General features: G+C 71.0%; 18 protein-coding genes and 1 pseudogene. 7 read left to right on the top strand and 12 right to left on the bottom strand.

The window, feature by feature from the left end; translation table 11 throughout:
* Positions 1–12 precede the first annotated feature (12 nt).
* Both LX16_RS19670 and LX16_RS19675 read left to right on the top strand, forming a co-directional pair.
* Positions 13–258 carry a ribbon-helix-helix protein, CopG family gene (locus LX16_RS19670; RefSeq protein WP_147141243.1) on the top strand — a complete coding sequence of 82 codons (246 nt, stop codon included), beginning with the start codon at positions 13–15 and terminating at the stop codon, positions 256–258.
* Positions 252–599 carry a type II toxin-antitoxin system PemK/MazF family toxin gene (locus LX16_RS19675; RefSeq protein ID WP_147141246.1) on the top strand — a complete coding sequence of 116 codons (348 nt, stop codon included), beginning with the start codon at positions 252–254 and terminating at the stop codon, positions 597–599. Before LX16_RS19670 ends, LX16_RS19675 begins: the two co-directional genes overlap by 7 nt.
* Before the next feature lie 6 nt (positions 600–605).
* Here LX16_RS19675 and LX16_RS19680 read toward each other — a convergent pair whose 3' ends face one another.
* The 6 genes and pseudogenes from LX16_RS19680 to LX16_RS28360 all read right to left on the bottom strand — a co-directional run.
* Positions 606–1,406 (bottom strand): sugar phosphate isomerase/epimerase family protein, encoded by an 801-nt coding sequence (locus LX16_RS19680; RefSeq protein ID WP_147142043.1) that lies wholly within the window; start codon positions 1,404–1,406, stop codon positions 606–608.
* Positions 1,403–2,500 carry a DUF993 family protein gene (locus LX16_RS19685; protein ID WP_147142040.1) on the bottom strand — a complete coding sequence of 366 codons (1,098 nt, stop codon included), beginning with the start codon at positions 2,498–2,500 and terminating at the stop codon, positions 1,403–1,405. Before LX16_RS19685 ends, LX16_RS19680 begins: the two co-directional genes overlap by 4 nt.
* A 38-nt stretch (positions 2,501–2,538) precedes the next feature.
* On the bottom strand, positions 2,539–3,693 hold the full coding sequence (locus LX16_RS19690) for a Gfo/Idh/MocA family protein (protein WP_147141249.1): 1,155 nt from the start codon (positions 3,691–3,693) through the stop codon (positions 2,539–2,541).
* Between the two features lie 236 nt (positions 3,694–3,929).
* A complete protein-coding gene (locus tag LX16_RS19695; protein WP_147141252.1) occupies positions 3,930–4,292 on the bottom strand; it encodes a hypothetical protein in 363 nt (120 codons plus the stop codon).
* Positions 4,285–5,652 carry an SseB family protein gene (locus LX16_RS19700; protein WP_483263574.1) on the bottom strand — a complete coding sequence of 456 codons (1,368 nt, stop codon included), beginning with the start codon at positions 5,650–5,652 and terminating at the stop codon, positions 4,285–4,287. Before LX16_RS19700 ends, LX16_RS19695 begins: the two co-directional genes overlap by 8 nt.
* Positions 5,650–6,048 (bottom strand): annotated as a pseudogene (locus LX16_RS28360) (SseB family protein); the annotation flags it as partial. The gene LX16_RS19700 and the pseudogene LX16_RS28360, both read right to left, overlap by 3 nt.
* Before the next feature lie 639 nt (positions 6,049–6,687).
* On the opposite strand from LX16_RS28360, the gene nth reads away from it, so the two are divergent.
* The 4 genes from nth to LX16_RS19720 all read left to right on the top strand — a co-directional run bounded on the left by nth (position 6,688) and on the right by LX16_RS19720 (position 9,907).
* A complete protein-coding gene (gene nth, locus LX16_RS19705; RefSeq protein ID WP_147142047.1) occupies positions 6,688–7,377 on the top strand; it encodes an endonuclease III in 690 nt (229 codons plus the stop codon).
* Positions 7,374–7,937 (top strand): TlpA family protein disulfide reductase, encoded by a 564-nt coding sequence (locus tag LX16_RS19710; RefSeq protein WP_158645661.1) that lies wholly within the window; start codon positions 7,374–7,376, stop codon positions 7,935–7,937. The genes nth and LX16_RS19710 overlap by 4 nt, the downstream gene beginning before the upstream one ends.
* Positions 7,934–8,578 (top strand): NUDIX hydrolase, encoded by a 645-nt coding sequence (locus LX16_RS19715; protein ID WP_147141258.1) that lies wholly within the window; start codon positions 7,934–7,936, stop codon positions 8,576–8,578. Before LX16_RS19710 ends, LX16_RS19715 begins: the two co-directional genes overlap by 4 nt.
* Before the next feature lie 138 nt (positions 8,579–8,716).
* A complete protein-coding gene (locus tag LX16_RS19720; protein WP_147141261.1) occupies positions 8,717–9,907 on the top strand; it encodes a MarP family serine protease in 1,191 nt (396 codons plus the stop codon).
* Positions 9,908–9,911: 4 nt separating this feature from the next.
* Here LX16_RS19720 and LX16_RS19725 read toward each other — a convergent pair whose 3' ends face one another.
* Positions 9,912–10,265, bottom strand: a complete 354-nt coding sequence (locus LX16_RS19725; RefSeq protein WP_158645662.1) for a DUF4282 domain-containing protein — start codon at positions 10,263–10,265, stop codon at positions 9,912–9,914.
* Positions 10,266–10,558: 293 nt separating this feature from the next.
* On the opposite strand from LX16_RS19725, the gene LX16_RS19730 reads away from it, so the two are divergent.
* Positions 10,559–11,236: a Crp/Fnr family transcriptional regulator gene (locus tag LX16_RS19730; RefSeq protein ID WP_147141266.1), complete on the top strand. Its 678-nt coding sequence runs from the start codon at positions 10,559–10,561 to the stop codon at positions 11,234–11,236.
* 114 nt (positions 11,237–11,350) lie between these two features.
* On the opposite strand, the gene LX16_RS19735 is transcribed toward LX16_RS19730, so the two are convergent.
* From LX16_RS19735 to sp36, 5 genes are all read right to left on the bottom strand, one after another.
* Entirely contained in the window at positions 11,351–13,117 is a 1,767-nt protein-coding gene (locus tag LX16_RS19735) for a serine/threonine-protein kinase (protein WP_244615923.1), read from the bottom strand.
* 228 nt (positions 13,118–13,345) lie between these two features.
* A complete protein-coding gene (locus tag LX16_RS19740; protein WP_147141273.1) occupies positions 13,346–16,756 on the bottom strand; it encodes an adenylate/guanylate cyclase domain-containing protein in 3,411 nt (1,136 codons plus the stop codon).
* 57 nt (positions 16,757–16,813) lie between these two features.
* On the bottom strand, positions 16,814–17,572 hold the full coding sequence (locus tag LX16_RS19745) for an MBL fold metallo-hydrolase (RefSeq protein ID WP_147141276.1): 759 nt from the start codon (positions 17,570–17,572) through the stop codon (positions 16,814–16,816).
* Between the two features lie 229 nt (positions 17,573–17,801).
* A complete protein-coding gene (locus tag LX16_RS19750; protein ID WP_211354670.1) occupies positions 17,802–18,257 on the bottom strand; it encodes a RidA family protein in 456 nt (151 codons plus the stop codon).
* Between the two features lie 5 nt (positions 18,258–18,262).
* Entirely contained in the window at positions 18,263–18,418 is a 156-nt protein-coding gene (sp36, locus tag LX16_RS27225; RefSeq protein WP_211354634.1) for a Sp36 family protein, read from the bottom strand.
* Positions 18,419–18,615: the final 197 nt, after the last annotated feature.

An 18,615-nucleotide genomic window follows, 5' to 3' on the forward strand; every position in this document is an offset into this window, starting at 1 on the left:
TATACTTGCCGCATGAAAACCGCCATCTCGATGCCCGACGAGGTATTCCGAAAGGTGCAGGAATGCGCCGACGAGCTGGGAGTCAGCCGCTCCGAGTTCATCACGTCCGCAGCCGAGAGGTATGTCGCGTACGTGCGAAACCATACGCTGACCCACCGGTTGAATGCGGCACTGGCATTCAGCGTCCCCGATGAGATCACCGAGGAAGTCGTCTCGGCCGGCAAACGCCGGTTGGCGGACGAGGACGAAGACTGGTGATCCACCGCGGATCCGTCTACTGGGCCGACCTCGGGCCCACCACCGGCAGCCGACCCGCCAAACACCGGCCGGTCGTGGTGATACAGGCCGCTCCCTTCAACAACAGTCGCATCGCGACCGTCATCGTCGCCGCGATAACGTCGAACACCGCTTTGTCGTCCGCGCCCGGCAATGTGTTCCTACCCGCCGCCGTGAGCGGACTGTCACGGGACTCCACGATCAACGTCAGCCAACTGGTCACGTTGAACAAGACCGATCTGGACGGACCGATCGGTGCCGTACCGGAATACCTCCTGCCTCAACTCGATGACGGACTCCGCCTCGTCCTGGGTCTGACGTGATCCGGATCAGGCGACGTGCCGGGCGAAGCGTTCCACGGTCTCGGCGAAGACCTCCGGTCCCGGCCGGCTCCACAGGACGTCGTTGAAGAGTTCCACCTCGATGGGGCCGGTGTAGCCCGCCGCGTCCACGGCCGTCTTGAAGCGGCGGAAGTCGACACAGCCGTCACCCAACTGGCCTCTGCCGGTCAAGACCCCGGCCGGCAACGGCGTCACCCAGTCGGCCACCTGGAAGCTGCTGATCCTGCCGGCGGCGGAGGCTATCGCGTCGAAGACGCGGGGATCCCACCACACGTGATAGGTGTCGACGACCACGCCCACCGTCTCGGCCGGGAACGGCGCCGCCAACTCCACCGCCTGCTCCAGAGTGGACACCACGCAGCGGTCCGAGGCGAACATCGGGTGCAGCGGTTCGATCGCGAGCCGCACACCGGCCTCACCGGCGTACGGCGCCAGTTCCGCCAACGCCTCGGCGACCCTGGCACGCGCGGTGTCGATCCCGGTGTCGCGGTCGGGAAGGCCACCGCACACCAGGACCAGTTCCGGTGCGCCGAGCACCGCCGCCTCCTCGATCGCCCGGCGGTTGTCCTCGATGGCCGCCCGGTCACCACCGGTGAAGAACCCTCCCCGGCACAGCGAGGTGACCGCGACCCCGGCGTCCCGCACCAGCGCGGCGGTCGCCGCCAGGCCGGCCGCCGCCACCGGTTCCCGCCACAGGCCGATTCCGGCGCCGATCCGGGCGCACGCCTCCACGGCCTCACGCTGGTCCCAGAACTTCGTCGTCGCGTGGTTGAGCGCGAACCGGTTCACTGGTCCACCCCCATCACGGTCAGCCACGCGCGCATCCTGGCCGCCGCCGACTCCGGATCCGGGAACAGGCCCACCCGGTCGGCGAGGGTGAACACCGACACCAGGTGCGGCACCGACCGCGCCGACTCGCTGCCACCGACCATCCTGAAGTGCCGTTGCCGCCCCGACAGCCACGCCAGGAACACCACACCGGTCTTGTAGTGGAAGGTCGGCGCCTCGAACAACCGCCGCGCCAGCGGCACCGTCGGGTCCAGGACGTCGTGGAATCCGGCGACGTCTCCGGCGTCGAGCCGGTGCACCGCCTGAGACGCCTTGGCCGCCAACGGATCGAACACGCCCAGCAGTGCGTGGCTGTAACCCCGGTCGTCTCCGGCGATCAACTCCGGATAGTGGAAGTCGTCGCCGGTGTAGCACTTGACGCCGTCGGGCAGTCGCCGCCGGAATGCCACCTCGGCGGCGGCGTCCAACAGGGAGATCTTGACGCCGTCCACCGCGTCGGGGTGTGCCGCGATGAGGTCCAGCAGCACGTCCGCGGCCGCACGCAGGTCGGTGGATCCCCAGTAGCCGGTCAACGCCGGGTCGAACATCGGTCCCAGCCAGTGCAGGATGACCGGGGTCCTCACCTGCGTCAGCAGTCGCCCGTAGACGTCGCGGTAGTCCTGTGGCCCCGAGGCGGTGGCGGCCAACGCCCGTGAGCACATCAGGATCGGTACCGCGCCGACGTCCTCGACGTGCGCCAACTGCTCCTCGTAGGCGCCGGTGATCTCGGCGAGGGACGCCGGGGTGGTGAGCTGGTCGGTGCCCGCGCCGCAGGCGAGCAGTCCCCTGCCGGCCTCGGACGCCGACCGGCGGATGAGTTCCCGGGCCGTGGGCCAGTCGAGCCCCATGCCGCGCTGGGCGGTGTCCATGGCCTCGGCGACACCGAGTCCGTGTGACCACAGGTGTCTCCGGAACTCCATCGTGGCGTCCCAGTCCAGGGCCGCGGGTCGGCCCGGGCCGGTGTCTGCCGAGGGGTCGGCCACCACGTGGGCGGCCGCGTAGACGACCCGTGACCCGGCGGGACCCTGCGGAGAGGCGGGCGCGGGCTCACCCATCGTGTGTCGGGTGCCGTCGGGCAGCCGTACCGTGGCGGTCACAGCGCCAGCTCCGTCAGCGCGACTCGCCGACCGGTACGGGCCGACTCGTAGCCGGCCTCGGCGAGTTGCACTCCCCTCGCGGCGGCGAGGAAGTCGTGGTGCCAGGGGGCGTCGTCAACCACGTGGCGCAGGAAGTCGGCCCACTGCGCCATGAACCCGTTGTCGAACTCGGCGTTGTCCGGCACTTCGGTCCACTGTGAGCGGAAGTCGATGGGTTGCGGGATGTCGGGGTTCCACACCGGCTTCGGTGTGACGCTCCGGTGCTGGGCACGGCAACGGCGCAGTCCGGCGACCGCGCTGCCCTCGGTGCCGTCGACGTGGAACTCGACGAGTTCGTCGCGGAAGACCCGGGTCACCCACGACGAGTTCATGGTGGCCACGATCCCGCCGGCGAGTTCGAAGATCGCGTAGGCGGCGTCGTCGGCGGTGGCGCGATAGGGTTCGCCCGCCTCGTCGTACCGCTGCGGGACGTGGGTGCGCACCTGCGCGACGACCGATTCGACGGGTGCGACGACGCCTTCGAGCAGGTAACTCCAGTGCGGGAACATGTCGAGGACCATGCCGCCGCCGTCCTCGGCGCGGTAGTTCCAGGAGGGACGCTGCGCGGGCTGCCAGTCTCCTTCGAAGACCCAGTAACCGAAGTCGCCGCGTACCGACAGGATGCGGCCGAAGAATCCACTGTCGACGAGCCGTTTGAGTTTGATGAGGCCCGGCAGGTAGAGCTTGTCGGCGACCGCACCGTTCTTGACTCCCGCGTCGCGGGCGAGTCGGGCGAGGTCGAGTGCCTCGGAGACCGAGGTGGCGATGGGTTTCTCGCAGTACACGTGCTTGCCGGCCTTGATCGCCTGCGTGACGGCGGGAACCCGCTGCCGGGTGGTGAGTGCGTCGAAGTAGATCTGGACGGTGTCGTCGGACAGCACCTCGGCCAGGTCGGTGGTGTACCGGTCGATGCCGTGGCGGGCCGCGATGTCGGCGAGTTTGGCGGCGTTGCGGCCCACCAGGACGGGTTCCGGCCAGATGACCGTCCCGTCCGGCCTCGGCAGGCCGCCCTGGTCACGGATCGCGAGCAGGGAACGCACCAGGTGCTGGCGGTAGCCCATGCGGCCGGTCACGCCGTTGACGGCGATGCCGACGGGGATTCGGGTGGTCATATCGGTCTCTTTCGGGGAACGGATATGGCAAGCGCTTGCCAAACGAGCTCCCATGTTACCGCATCCACTCGCCTCATGGGGAACCCGCGACCACCCGGTCACCCGACGACAGAAGGCGGCACGCGAGGGATCGCGTGCCGCCCGAACGATTCGGATACCGCTCTACGGCGAGTAGTGGTAGAGACAGGCGGCGATGCGCACCTCTTCCTCCGCGCAACCGGAGGCGTCGCGCCGGGTCAGACCCGGATCTCCCTGACCGCCTCGGCCTCACCGCGCGGAACCCAGATCTGGTAGACGCCGATGTCGTACGGCTCCAGGCCGAGACGGTGCGCGGTGTGCGAATCCCCACCGACGTACTCCAGGCGCAGCCAACTCCCGAACTCGCCCAACACCATGAACTGCTCGCCCCGCCACTCGCACACGGTGCGCACGTAGTGGAAGTCCTCCAGCTCACCGAACAGCACGCCGCGCCGGTACCGGCCGTCGGCGACCTCCACGAACCCCTCCCCGGGTTCGGGCGAATAGAGCCGGACGTGCCCGCCGTCGGGACTGGCGTCGTACTCGACGCCCCGCCACCGCGCCACATAACCGTCACGCATGCTGCTGCTCCTGTCGGTACGCGTGAGCGGTCGACTCACCACGGCCCACCTGCACCCATTCCCGCCGGTCGGCGTCGAAGTACGCCACCTCGTCACTGGAACCGTCGGCGTGGATCCGGGTCATCGTCGCACCGTGCGGAAGCCGCACACTGTCCACCTTGTACTCCGGAATGCGCCGGCCGTCGGGATCGGGCGCGAACCCGTCCCCCCGGAACGGCTCCGGCTCGACGACCCAACCACCCGGACGCGACGCGGCGGCCTCCGGGTCGTTGCCGCCGACCGCCTGCCGGTACAGGTCACCGCGATGCCCGACCCAGCGCAACACGTGCACCGACTCGTCCGCCGAGGAGAAACCGCCGCCCTCCCGCAGCAACCCCAGCGCCCAGTACAACTGGTGCGGCGTGATCAGGTTCTCGACGTCCTCGTGGTGGTGCACGAACCCCGCCACCCGGTCGTAGCCGCGTTCCAGGATCAACGGCACCTGGTGGTGCGGCACCACCTTCTGCATCATCTTCGGCACCACGGCGCGCTCCGGAGCCCGCTCGGCACCGGCCGCGCGTTCCTCCATCTCGTACGCCGCCTCGATGAGGCCCTTACTGCGCGCCCAGGTGACGAGGGTCGCCACCTGCGGGCCGGGCATGTTCGCGCCCACCTCTGTGCCCGGGTTGACGTACAGCGAATACTCCAGGCCGGGCCAGTGCTCGGCCACCCGCGCGAAGGTCGTCCGCACGTACGGGCGGTCGCCGTAACGCGCGGCCAGCCGCACCTGCGTCGTGAACGCCGTCGCGCTGTACGCGCCGTCGATGAGATCGGTGTACCAGTGGAAACCCGGATCGCCCGGCCGGGCGCTCTCGGGAACCCCCTCCGGGACCGGCAGGTACGCCCAGCCCTGCATGAGCACACCGAGGAAGGTCTCGGTGTCACCGGAACTGGCGGCCTGCGCCAACCGGTCCTCCACCTCGGTCTCGCTCAACGCGACCACGGTCGTCAACGGCGGCGGCTCGGCGGGCGCGCGCGGCGGCTCCGGCCATCCCTGCGGCGCGGCGGCCGGGGGCGGCGGCTCCGGCGCGTAGCCCGGCGGCTCGGCGGAGAACCCAGAGGGACCCGCCGGGTAGGCGGGCGGCTCGGCCGGGAACGCGGACGGCTCGGGCGGATAGACCGTCTCCCGTTCGCCGTAACGCGGCGGCTCCGCGGGCGGATCGAAACGGGCGAACCCATCCGACGCCGGACGGTCCTCCGGCGGGTACGACGGCCATCCCGACTCGGCGGATTCCCGGCGGGCGGGTTCCGGCGCGGCCTGCGGCCACGACGGGCTGTCCATGGGTACGGCGGCGGCCGGGTCGGTCTCGGCCGGAGGCATGTCCTGCTCCGGCAGGGTCGTGTCACCCGTGGCGACCTGGGCGACGAACCACGACGGCAGGTAACCCTCGATCGGCAGCCCCGGGTTCACCGCGAGCCACCAGTCCTCGTCAGGCCAGCTGTCGGCCAACGCGGTGAACCGCACCGTACGGAACGGTCCGGCGTGGATGCGCAGGCAGGCGCGCAACGCCGCCTCCGATGTGAACGCGAGCACGTGGGTGCGGTCCTGGGTGGACCACGTGGCCCAACTCCCGGGACCTCCCGGGGCGTTGACGCCATCACCGGAAACGGGCAGCAGCAGTTCGAGCCGGGCCAGCAGTCGGAAGTAGTCCTCCCTGCGTCCGGCGCGCAACGCTTCGCGCATTCGCTGCTCGATGTCGGTGGCGGGCTCCCACATCGGCGTACACGACCTTTCTCAAGGACCCCATGACGAATTCGTAGACCGAACCGTAACCCGAACGGTGCGTCACCGCATCGGCGGATCGGGTTGGATAACAGCTTGGAAACGGCGACGGGGGTCGGCGAACCTGGTGATCCACCAGCGGACATCACGGTGAGGAAGCGCAGTGCCTCTCTCACTCGACGGACAAACGGCACGGTCCGCCTACGGTATCCACCCGGCCGTCGGCTCGCAAGACTGGCACCCGGCTTCGCACCGGCCGGGGCGGTCGCCCCCGGCGGAACGGTATCCACAACCGGCGGGTTATCCACAGGCCACCCGTTTCACGCTGGACCCGTCACGCGTGGCGTCCGATAGGCTCCAAGCCAAGTGGGGCGGAGGCCGGTGGCCCTGAAGACATGGGGCAGGGCGTGGGGCGGCGCAGGCACCCGGCTGCGGGAAGTAGGCGCGCGCCCACCCGGCGGCGAACCGACACCGCCGACCCGGTCGTCACCGCGAGCGACCGCGACGCTGCCCGGAGTGGTGTTGAGCCGGGATGCGACCCCGACGTAACCTAGGCCCGTGACAACCGAGGCGACCAGACCGGGCCGGCGGTCGGGCGAGACTCCGCTGGCGTTGACCAGGCGGGCACGCAAGATGGCACGGATCCTCGCCGAGACCCACCCCGACGCGCACTGCGAACTGGACTTCCGGAACCCATTCGAGTTGGCCGTCGCCACGATCCTGTCGGCGCAGTCGACCGATGTCCGCGTCAACCTGACGACACCCGCCTTGTTCGACCGCTACCCCGACGCCCGGGCCATGGCCGGGGCGGAGATCGCGGACCTGGAGGAGATGATCCGCTCCACCGGTTTCTTCCGCAACAAGGCGAAATCCCTGCTCGGCCTCGCGACCGCCGTCGTCACCCGGTACGACGGTGAACTGCCCCGCACCATGGCCGAGCTCGTGGAGTTGCCGGGAATCGGCCGCAAGACGGCCAACGTGATCCTCGGCAACGCGTTCGGCGTCCCGGGCGTCACCGTCGACACCCACCTGGCCCGGCTGGTCGGGCGGTTCGGCTGGACCACCCATACCGATCCCGTGAAGATCGAACGGGTCGTCGACGACCTCATACCGCGCAAGGACTGGACGATGTTCTCCCACCGGGTCATCTTCCACGGCCGACGGGTCTGCCACGCGCGAAAACCGGCCTGCGGTGCCTGCACCCTGGCCCGGCTATGTCCCTCTTTCGGCACCGGTCCCGCCGACCCGGTACAGGCGGCCCGACTGCTGAAAGGTCCCCGAGTCGCCGAACTGGCGGCAGCCGCAGGAGTCCCCGCACCATGAGATTCAAGTTCCTGGTCACCGCGATGGTGGCCGCCCTCACCCTGACCGCCTGCGGTGGCGACGCCGACGCCGCCACCCAGACCGATCCCGTACCGGAATGGGCGGTCCCCTGCCCGGTCAACTCCGAGTCGGTGGAGGCGGAGGACTTCACCGACATCAACCTGCCCTGCCTGGGCACCGGCAACGACTACACCGTGGGCCTGACCGGCGGCAAACCGCTGGTGTTGACCCTGTGGGCGTCGTGGTGCGCACCGTGTGCCGCCGAGGCGCCCGCCGTGCAGGAGTTCCACGAACTGCTCGGTGACCGGGTGTCGGTGGTGGGCGTCAACAACCAGGACGACCACGACAAGGCGCTGTACTTCGCGGAGGAGTTCGGTTGGACGTTCCCGTCGGTGTACGACGAACGCGGTGAGGTGTTGCGCAGCCAGGGGCTGGTGACCCTCCCGGTGATCTTCTTCATCGACGCCGAGGGCGCCACCCAGGGCACCCTGATGGACTCCGACCTGACCACCGACGACCTGTTGGCCGCCGCGGACGAACACTTCGGTATCACTCCATGACGCGACCGGTCACCGACGTCGTGCTTCCCGCGTGGTGGCACCCGCTCGCGCAGCGGGCGGCGGCCGTGGAGGGACGCGAGATCACCCGGTTCCTGCCGCCCCCGGGGTCGCGGGCGAGGGCTTCGGCGGTGTTGATCCTGTTGGGCGAAGGCGGTGAGGGCCCGGACGTGCTGCTGATGCAGCGGGCCGCGACGCTGCGGCACCACGCGGGCCAGCCGAGTTTCCCCGGTGGTGTCACGGAACCGGAGGACGCCGACGCGGTGGCGACGGCGCTGCGGGAGGCCAATGAGGAGGTCGGCCTGGACCCGGCGAGTGTCACGGTGGTGACGACGTTGCCGGAGTTGTGGATCAACGTGACGAACTACCGGGTGACGCCGGTGTTGGCGTGGTGGCACACCGCCCATCCGATCCTGGCCATCGACCCGGCGGAGGTCGCGATGGCGGTCCGGGTCCCGTTGCGGGATCTCGCCGACCCCGCCAACCGGGTCCGGGCACGGCATCCCACCGGATACATCGGACCGGCCTTCGACATGGACGGCCTGTTGGTGTGGGGTTTCACCGCCGGGGTCCTCGCGACGGTGTTGCGGCTGGGCGGTTGGGAACGGCCGTGGGAACCGGGCCGGATCGTGGAACTCGAATGACGGCCGCGTGACCGGGCGGCGGCGGCCCCGTAGGCTTCGAGGAGGGCGGTCCGTTCGTTCCGGTTCGCGCGTTTACCCCTCGCGGCGCGCCGGGTAATCGGCTCCGGTCGGACGGCGCGCGGTGGCAGCTTGGGAGGCATGGTGAACGGTGGCATCGTCGTCGACGTCCTGATCGTCCTGCTGGCGTTGCTGTTCGCGATCAACGGCCACCGGCAGGGGTTCATCGTGGGCGCGTTGTCGTTCGCGGGTTTCTTCGGCGCGGCGTTGATCGGGGTGCGGCTGGCACCGGTCATCGTGGAGCTGTCCCGGGAACCGCTCGCCCGGGTGATCCTCGCGCTGGCGACGGTGTTCGGGCTGGCGCTGTTCGGTCAGTGGCTGGCGTCGTTGATCGGGGTGCGACTGCGGCGCGGCATCACGGGCAAGGTGGCGCGGCGGCTCGACGAGGCGGGCGGCACGCTGGTGTCGATCCTGGCGGTGCTGCTGGTGGCGTGGATGGTGGCGGCCCCGTTGGCGTCGTCGGGTATCCCGGGTGTCGCGGCGGCGGTGCGCAACAGCGCGATCGTGGTGGCGGTGGACGAGAACATGCCCGCGCCGGTGCGGGGCGTGTACGAGGCGTTGCGCGATTCGGTGGACACCAACGGCTTCCCCGACGTGTTCGCGGGCCTGGATCCGACGGAGGTACAGCCGGTCGATCCCCCGGACCCGGAACTGGCGGCGTCGCCGGTGGTGCGGGAGGCGCAGGTCTCGGTGTTGAAGGTGATGGGCGAGGCCCCGCAGTGCGACCGTCACATCGAGGGATCCAGTTTCGTCTACGACGACGAGCTGGTCATGACCAACGCGCACGTGGTGGCGGGCACCGACTCGGTGGCGGTCGCGACGGCGCAGGGGGCGATGGCCGCCGAGGTCGTCGTCTACGACCCACAGCGTGACCTGGCGGTGCTGCGGGTCCCGGGTCTGGAGGCGCCGCCGATGCCGTTGTTGGAGACGGCCGCCGAGCCGGGCGAGGACACCATCGTGCTCGGGTACCCGCAGGGCGGCCCGTACACGGCGACACCGTCGCGGATCCGGGAGATGCGGGACGTCACCGGTCCCAACATCTACGGCACCGCGGACGTGACCCGCGAGGTGTACTCGCTGCGCGCCACGGTCGTCAGCGGCAACTCGGGCGGACCGTTGTTGTCCGCCGCCGGTGAGGTGTACGGGGTGATCTTCGCCGCGGCCATCGACGACGACGAGACCGGTTACGCGTTGACGATGTCGGAGGCGGCACCGGTCATGGAGTTGGGGCGGTCGGCGACCGTGTCGGTGGACACGCAGGACTGCAGCTGACGTCTCAGCCGGTGTGGTGGTCGCGCAGTTCCCGCAGGTCGGCGCGGATGTCGAACCTGGCGACGGCGAGTTCGGCGGCGAGGCGCACCCGCAGCAACCACGCCAGGCACACGGCGGGGCCGAGGACGACGGCGAGCCAGCCCACCGCGTCGCCGCCGACGACCCACAGCACGCCGGTGAGGACGAGCGCGAGGGCGACGAGGCAGGTCACGACCAGGTTCACGGTGTAGTAGACGGCGACGAGCCGGCGACCGGCCCCGCCGGTGACACCGGCGTCGAAGATCGCCGGCATCACGCCGGTCTCCGAGGGACTTCCGGTTCGGGGGGTGCCGCCGGGGGCGGGCGGACGAGCACTCATCGCGGTCCTTTCGGCACATCGAGCGGTGTGGCGGCTGAGTCTGGCGGGTGTGCTGTGAAGATTACGCTCCACGTCACGTACCGAGGTTCTTGTGGCGGACATTAAATCAGCAGAGATAAGGTCGTAACCGAATCCGGTCGGCACGGGTCGCAGCGACCCGGACACGGACGAAAAGCCAGGTGGGAGCGTCCACACCTGACAGGACAAATCTTCCGGGCCTCGGCCCTAAAGATCGCTGGATGGGCATACACTCGGGGCTGCGCGGTGTGTGCGCTAGTAGGAGGTGTGCAGGGATGGACGAGATATTGACCCGGGCCGGACTGTTTCAGGGTGTGAACCCCGAGGCGGTCGAGGCGCTTTCCAAGGAACTCGAACACGTCGAGGTGAAGAAGGGGCAGACCGTCTTCACCGAGAGTGAACCGGGCGACAGTCTCTACATCGTGCTGTCCGGCAAGGTGAAGCTGGGACGCCGTTCGGCGGACGGCCGGCAGAACCTGCTGGCCGTGATGGGTCCGTCCGACATGTTCGGTGAACTGTCCCTGTTCGACCCGGGACCGCGCACCGCCACGGCGACCGCGCTCACCGACCTGCGGTTGGCGAAGCTGAGCAAGTCCTCGTTGCGGCCCTGGCTGACCGATCGGCCGGAGATCGCCGAGCAGTTGCTTCGGGTGATCGCGCGGCGGCTGCGTCGCACCAACGACCTGATGGCCGACCTGATCTTCACGGACGTGCCCGGCCGGGTCGCGAAGTCGCTGCTGCAGATGGCCAGCCGGTTCGGCACCCGTGACGGCGGCGTGCTGCGCGTCACCCACGACCTGACCCAGGAGGAGCTGGCCCAGCTGGTCGGCGCCTCCCGCGAGACCGTGAACAAGGCGCTCGCCGACTTCGCCGGCCGAGGTTGGCTGCGGTTGGACGGCAAGAGCGTCATCATCCTCGACCCCGAACGTCTCGCCCGCCGCGCCCGGGTCTGACCCGGCGGCTCCGCACACGACGCGTCACGCGCGCCTCGCCGACTCCGGCGGGGCGCGCGTCGCCGTTCCGCCCTCTCGGGGCGTGAACCGGGCCGGAAGACCCGGCCGTGCCGGTCAGCCGGTGGCGAACAGGCTCCCGGAGGTCGGTTCGCCGTTGCGGGGACCCGCGACGCACAGGAACTCCCGGTTGCCCTCCTCGAACTGCGCGGCGGTGGGCGGTAGGACGTCCGACTGCCAGTCGGCCGCGGAGTTGCCCAGCAACGCCATGAGCGGGCTCTCGCTCACCGGTGCCAGGCACGACTGTTTGACCGCGTCGACGCGGATGACGTCGCCGTAGGTGGCGCCCGAGATGTCCTCCGGCAGCTCCCCCTTGGCGTACGCCTCCCAGTCGTGGGCCTCCTCGCAGGACACCGCCTCGGCGGCGGCCATGTCGTCGCCGTCGACGAGCACGCCGGTGAAGCACAGCGGTTCGCTCAGGCACGCGACGCCGAACTCCTCGACGACGCAACCCGTCTCGGTGTCGGCCCGGGTCTCCTCCGGCAGTGTCGGGTCGTCGTCGCTGTTTATGAGCCACAGCCCTCCGGCGAGCGCCGCCACGATGATCGCGATGGCGATGCCTCCGACCAGGAGGAGTTGGCCCAGCCCACCCGACTCCTTGCCGCCGCGTTCGGCGATGCGGCGTTCCCGCCTGGTGAGCAGTTCCCGGGACGGCATGGGGACGGGCAGTCGGGCGTCGTCGGCGGGGTCCCGCCAGGGCGCCTCGCCGGAGGCGGGTTCGTCGTGCGGGGTCCGGGGCGCCGGTGGCATGGGTGCGGTGGCGGGGCGGCCCCATGCCTGGTGGGGGGTCGGTTGAGGTCGGCGCGGTGACGGTGAGGGGGGCTTGACCTCCTGCGCCCATTCGGTCTGGGCGGGGGCCGAGGCCGTCACGGCGGCCGGTTCCCGCTCGGCGGGCGGCCGGACCGGGGGGGCCGCCTCGGCGGGCGGCCGTGCCACGGGTTCCAGGTCGGCGGGTGGCCGTACCGCCGGGATGGTCGTGGTGGCGGCCGCCATCGGCACGCTGTCGAGCATGTCGCGGAACTGCATCGCGGAGGGCCGCCCGGCCGGATTGTTCGTCATGGCCGCCCGCAGCATTCCCAGCATCACCTGGGAGACGCCCGGGATGTCGGCGATGGGCTCGCCGAACAGTGCCATGACGTCGTCGAGGCCGAACTCCCGGTCGTCCGCGGGGAACCGGGGCGGGTGTCCGCTGAGCAGGGCGTAGAGGGTCGCGGCGAGGGAGTACACGTCACCGGCCTCGCCGGAGGGCCGCAGGTGGAACGTCTCCAGTGGAGCGTAGGCGGGAGTCATGGCGGCGCGTGACACCTGTTCGCCGGGGCGGGGTTCCATCAGGGTGGCGACCCCGAAGTCGGCGAGCACGGGTTCGCCGTCCTGGTCGATGAGCAGGTTGGCGGGTTTGATGTCGCGGTGCAGGACGCGGTGTTCGTGGGCCAGGGCGAGCGCGTCGGCGATCCGGATCCCGATGCGCTGCACGTCGTCGGGCGGCAACGCGCCGTGACGGGCCAGGTGGTCGGCGTAGGAGCCGCGGCACAACTGGGTGACGGTGTACGGCAGGCCCGCGGGTGTCACATCGGCGTCGTAGACGTCGATGATGCCGGGGTGTTCACCCAGCCGCCTGACCGCCTCGGTCTCCTGCGCGAACCTGTCCCGCTCGGCGGGACTGGACACCGCACGATTGTCCACTTTGAGCGCCACATCCCGGCGGGCGGACACCTGGTGGGCGCGGTAGACCGTCGCGTGAGCCCCTCTGGCGATGACCGTGACGTCCGTCAGGTCCGGGAAGTCGGCATTGGTGGGCCATGTGTGGTCGTGTGGTGCCATCATGCTCACGTTCGCTAAGTTAGAGCACCGGCGCGCACGTGGTGTATGCCGTTCGGCCATAAGCGCGTGACCTTCTGGTTGAAATTCACGTCGTCAGAGCGCATGTCGCGCCGCGCGTACAGGCGCCTGGCCGGACCGGCCGCACACCGGGCGGCACCGGAAACCGGGTCGCCACTGCACACTACACATCTCCGCACCCGATCGTGTGGCTCACCCGCGCCGCGACACCGGTCAGGACGCCGGCACCATCGACCCGGCGGCCCGTGCGGTGTCCACACCGGAATCGATCGCTACCCGGGTCGCGAACTCCTCCGAGGCCGCGTCCTCGCCGGGAGCCCGCAGCGCCCGCAACGCCCACCGCCGGGCGGCGTCATGCTGCCCGTCTTCGAGCAGCAACTGCGCGTACCTGGCGACCACCCGCCGCCGCGAGTACAGCAACGCCGGAGACGTGTACGCCTTGGAGACGTCCGCGAGCCACCGAAGCGCCGCCGTCCGGTCTCCCTGGGCGAGTCTCGCCTCGGCCAGCAACGACATCGGCCCCACCTTGACCGGCTCCAGCACCTCGTGCGGCACGGCCAGCGACAGGGTGCGGCGCGCGGCGGCCTCGGCACCGGCGGCGTCGCCCATGCCGAGCAGGCAGTGGCCCCGCAACGTCAAGGCCATGCCGTTGAGCAGCGGATGCCCGGCCTCCTCCGCGAACGCCTGCGCCTCGTCCAGCAGCTCCAGCGCGTGCTCCGGTTCGCCGAGTTCACGGGCTATGGTCGCCCGGACCACCAGCGTGAAACCGCGGCCCCACACGTCGCCGATCCGGTCGAAGGCGGCGAAGGCGCGCCTGGCCATCGCGTCGGCCTGCGCGATCTCGCCGAGCTCGACCGCGCTGTACGCGTTGACGGCCCGCAGCATGCCCACCGCCCAGGCGTCACCGACCTGCTCACCGAACGGCCGGAACGCCTCCGCGAGCCGCGCGGCCTCCCGCAACCGTCCCGCGAGCAACCGCGTGAACGCCGCCGAACTGCGCACCCACGCGCGGCCGATCCGGTCCCGTTGCGCCGCGAACAGCCTGGCCGCCCGCCCCAGTGAGGCGTCGGCGGCGGCGAAGTCGCCCCGGCTGGTCTGGACCCACGCCAGGTGCTGCAAGGCCCACGCCTGCGCCCTGCCGTCCTCGGCTCCGGTGGCCACCTCCAATGCCGTGGTGAAACGCTCCTCGGCGCGGCGAAGCCGCCCGCCCAGGTAGTCCAGCATTCCGAGCCGGCACAGGGCGTCGGTCTGTTCGTTGGCCAGGCCGGCGCGGTCGGCCAGTTCCCAGGCGTGCCGCCACGAGACGGCCGCGCGGTCCTGTTCACCGTCGGCCCGGTACGCGCGCCCCGCCAGCAGCAGCGTCCGCGCCACCGCGGTCGCGTCGTCGGGGCCGATGTCGGCGACACCGTCCCCGGACAGGGTGACGCCCAGCCGGGACGCCAGGGCCTCCAGACCGGCGAGCGCCTCACCGGTGCGGCCCAGCCGCAACCGGGCGCGCACCCGGACCAGTTGATCCGGGACCGCCAGCGGCGCGATCCGCTCCGACTCGGTCAGCAGCCGCAACGCGTCGTCCGGTTCGGCCGCGTCCATCGCCCGCGACGCCGCCCGCCCGTACGCGGCGACGCACTCGTCGGAGATCCGGTAGGCGGCGGCGGTGGGCCGCAGCCGCATCGTGTCGGCCAGGTCGATCGCCTTCGTGCCGTGACTGATGACGAACTCGTCGGCCTGCTGCGGCGCCAGCCGGTCGGTGTCGACCGCCCACCGCGCCAGGCGGGCGTGCCGGTCGGCCAGGTCGGCGCGTCCCAGGCCGGCGTACGCGGCCTCCCGCATCAACGGGGTGACGAACCGGTATCCGCCGTGGGTGCGGCGGCGCAACATCCTGCGGGAGAGCAGTTCCTCCATCGCCGCGTCGAAGTCGCCGTTGAGGGTGCCCGCGAACACCTCCAGTGCCGCCTCCGGGATGGTGTCGCCGACGACGGCGACCTCCCGCAACAACTGCCGGGCGGTCGGAGGAAGACTGTCGATACGGGCGGTGAGGACCTTCGCCAGGTCGGCCGACAGCAGCCTGCCGGTCAGGGAACCCGGCGCGAGGTGCCACACCCCGTCGGACTCGGTCAGCATGCCGCGCTCGGTCAGCAACGTGACCAGTTCGGCCAGGTAGTAGGGGTTGCCCTGGGCGGTCGCCAGCAGCAGCGACTCGTCCTCCGGATCGACCTGGCCGTTGTCGCAGAACGCCGACAACAACCTCGCGGCGTCCGCGCCCCGCAACGGGGTGAGCGTGTACGCCTCGGCCTCGGATATCCGGGTCAACACACCGGCGGTACGCACCAGGTCCGGGCGGCCCAGGATCAACACCAGGATCGGGCCCGACAACCGCGCCACGGCGGCACTGAGCAGGTTCAACGCCTGCGGCGTGGCCGCGTGCAGATCGTCGACGATCAACATGAGGGGCGTCTCACGCGCCATGAGGTTGAACAGGTCCGCCACCACCGCCGGGACCGCCTCGGCGTCAACGTCGGCGTGGGCGCTGTCGGACGGCCGGTTCGCCGGCTGCGGTGCCGGACCGAACCCCAGGACCGACAGCAGCAACTCCACGTTGAGGGCGCTGGTGTCGTATCCGGCGGCGGCGTGCCGCTCGACGATGCGGCGCAACTGCCGCTCCGCGGCCTCCCGGTCCTCGCTGATCGACAGACCGATGGCCTTGCGGACCAGGTCCGCCAGCGGGCCGAGCCGGTAACCCTGGCCGTAGGCGGCGGCCCGGACCGACAGGACCCGCGCGCCGCGACTGGTGGCCAGCCGCGCCGACTCCAACGCGAACCTGGTCTTGCCGAGCCCGGCGTCACCGGTCATCACGACCGAGATGGGCTCGTTGCGGTCGATGACGGCCTCCAGGCGGCCGGAGATGCGGCCCATCTCGGGGCCACGGCCCACGAACGGGGCCTGGTCTCCGAGGCCGGCGCGGATGCCGGGCTCGTCGTGCAGGCCCAGCAGCTCGTAGACCTCGACCGGCTTGCGCTTGCCCTTCAACCGCAGCGGCGTCAACCGCCGCCAGGCGGCGACGTGCCGGGTCGCGGTGACGGTCTCGGCGCTGGCGTAGACGGTGCCGACGGCCGCGGCGTCCGCGAGCCGCGCGGCGGTGTTGACGGTGTCGCCGATGACGGTGTACTCGACCGACGCCTGCATACCGGCCACGACGAGACCCGACCGCAGGCCGACCCGCAGACCCAGCGGCACCCCGCCGCCGGACTCGGTCTTCAACAGGCTGCGCACCGCGCGCCGCATCCGCTGCGCGGCCCGGACGGCGCGTTCGGCGTCGTCGTCGTGGGCGATGGGCGCCCCGAACACCGCCATCAGGCCGTCTCCGGTGAGCTTGTCGACGTGGCCGCCGTACTCGTTGACGGCCTTGGCGCACTCGGCCAGGACCATGTCGGTGACCGCGCCGACCCGTTCCGGGTCCTGGTCCTCCGACCAGGCCGTGAAGTCTGAGAGGTCGCAGAACAGCACGGTAACGACGCGGCGTTCCGTGGCGGGCATCGAGGCGACCGGGGAGAGCGGGCCGCCGCAGTTGTGGCAGTACCGGGCTCCCGGCACGACCACGACGGTCCCGCAGAACGGGCAGGTCATCGCACCCCCTCCGACCGCGACGGGATCGGCCTCCTCGACCCGGGCCGCGGTTGTCCGTTACTCACGCCCACCCCAACCATCGGGACCGGCGATATGTTCCCCGTCACCACGGTCCAGGTACGCCAGTTGCGCCGCGACGGTCGCCTCGGCGGCGGGCCACACGGCCCGGTCGACGTCGGCGTACACGATCTCGACGACGTCGCGGGCGGTGACGGCGCCCGCCCGCCGCGCGGCCCGGACCTGTTCCAGGCGGTCCCGCCGGTGACGCAGGTACGCGGCGGCGGCGGCCGACACGTCCGGCAGTACCGGGCCGTGACCCGGCAGCACCGGGATCGGTCCCTGTTCCGCGAGCAGCCTGAGGCTGGACAGGTAGGCGCCGAGGTCACCGTCGGGCCACAGCACCGAGGTGGTGCCGCGTCCCAGGACGGTGTCGCCGGTGAACACGGCGTCGGCGGCGCCCGACACCCGGAACGACAGCGAGTCACGTGTGTGACCGGGGGTGGCGAGGGTGGTGACGACGAGGTCGCCGTGCCGCAGCGACTCCCCCGGTGCGGGATCGACCCGTGGGGCGCCGGTGAGCGCGGTGAAACGCGCGACACCGGCGGCGTGGTCGGGGTGGTGGTGGGTCAGCAGGAACCCGCGGATCGGTCCGTGGGCCGCCAGCGCCGACAGGTGGGTCTCGATGTCGGGTCCGGGGTCGACGACGAGCGCGGCGTCGCCGCCGCGCGGGGGTATGAGCCAGGTGTTGGTGCCGTCAAGCGTCATCGGCCCGGGGTTGGGGGCGCGGATCAGCGTGACCCAAGGTGGCGTCCCCATCACATGTTCCGTAACGGTCGTCACGTGAGCGAGACTACGTGGCAGAGCTGACAGGTCGCTGAGATCAGGCGGTGAGACCGGCCGAAACGGCAGGTGATTCCGGACCGACGACCGAGGCGGGGTTCCGGTGCGGCGCCCCGGGAAGGCGCCGCGGCGGCGGGGTCGCGGCCGTGGCCGCGGCTCCCACCGCCGTGAACAAGGTCTCAGACGGTCTCCGGGCGTGACGCCGTCACGCCACCTCCACGACCAGGTCGACCTCCACGGGGGCGCCGAGCGGCAGCGCCGCAACCCCGACCGCGCTGCGCGCGTGGGTGCCGGCCTCACCGAACACGTCGCCGAACAGGTTGCTGGCGCCGTTGATGACGGCGGGCTGCCCGGTGAACCCGGGAGCCGACGCCACGAACCCGTTGACCTTCACGATCCGGGTGACCGACGCCAGTCCGACCAGCGCCTCGACGGCGGCCAGGCCGTTCAGGGCGCACACCCGCGCCAGCTCCGCGGCGCGTTCCGGGGTGACATCGTCACCGACGAGGCCGGTGGCCAGGAGTTCCCCGTCGACGATCGGCAACTGGCCGGAGACGTACACGTGGTCCCTCGACCGGACCGCGGGCTGGTACGCCGCGATCGGCGGCACCACGGTCGGGAGGGTGATTCCGAGTTCGGTGAGCCTCGCCGTCACGTCCACGCCGGTCACCCCTTCGGACGCTTCAGGTACGCGACGAGCTGTTCGGCGTTGGGACCGGGCACCACGGCCACCAGTTCCCAGCCGTCGTCGCCCCAGGTGTCCAGGATCTGCTTGGTGGCGTGTACCAGCAGCGGCACGGTCGCGTACTCCCATTTCTGCATGGCCGCAGCATAACGATCCGGCACGGGCGGTACCTTCGCGGTGGCCGCAACCACGTCCCCGTTGAGGCGTTATCCATGACGAGGTGCCCCCACCGGTGACCTCACGGTGTCCGGCCTCCCGGGTCCGTACCGCCGGTGTGACGGCCACGCGACCGGGGAACCGCCGGGCGCGCGGTCGGTGGGCCGGAGCCCGCGGT

It is taken from the genome of Stackebrandtia albiflava, assembly GCF_007994225.1.
GTDB lineage: Bacteria > Actinomycetota > Actinomycetes > Mycobacteriales > Micromonosporaceae > Stackebrandtia > Stackebrandtia albiflava.